The sequence below is a fragment of the Vibrio sp. 378 genome, from assembly GCF_033339435.1.
The window spans coordinates 1-543 of record NZ_JAWOUO010001049.1 but is presented as its reverse complement, the minus strand read 5'-3'; the positions used below and the strand labels follow the sequence as shown (position 1 = coordinate 543).

The 543-nt window shown below is 42.9% G+C and carries 1 protein-coding gene; it reads right to left on the bottom strand.

Translation table 11 applies throughout. The features are described 5' to 3' along the window. A partial coding sequence (locus R7Q48_RS30295; RefSeq protein ID WP_318134110.1) for a hypothetical protein occupies positions 1 to 512 on the bottom strand: 512 nt, incomplete at its 3' end. Positions 513 to 543: the final 31 nt, after the last annotated feature.

The window sequence follows — 543 nt, the reverse complement described above, 5'->3', positions numbered from 1 at the left end:
ACGGTAATATTTGGATCCACTCCTACTTTGTTGTAGAACTCAGCTTCTTTAATTCGTAAGCGAGTAAGATAGCGATAAAACTGCTTTTCGTATTGCGAAGGAACCGATTGATCCCACATCTCGTCACTCTGATTCGCGCCACCATGCCACCCAATAAGCGCATCTTTTCCAATCACCACACTTTTCGCCGCAGGCAATATGTAATTCGCGCAAGCAGAAAAACACAATTGGCTGACGATCACATCCATATCGTTGTTTTTTATGAAGTGACCAAACTCGATCCCGACGCCAATATCACCACCACTACTGGTAATACGTAATGTTGTCACTTTCTGGTCACTATCATTCACCATTCTTATGGCTTCAAGCACGGCATCCCCGGTAATCATGCCGTCGTACACCAACGTATTGCCTGTAATGGTTAATTTGTTTTGTATCGGGAAAGCCATTTTTTGAGTCGCGCACCCAGATAACAAAATAGCTGCGGATATTAAACCGATTTTAAACTTCATCCTTAAACTCCAATACAAACCACTCACTTCG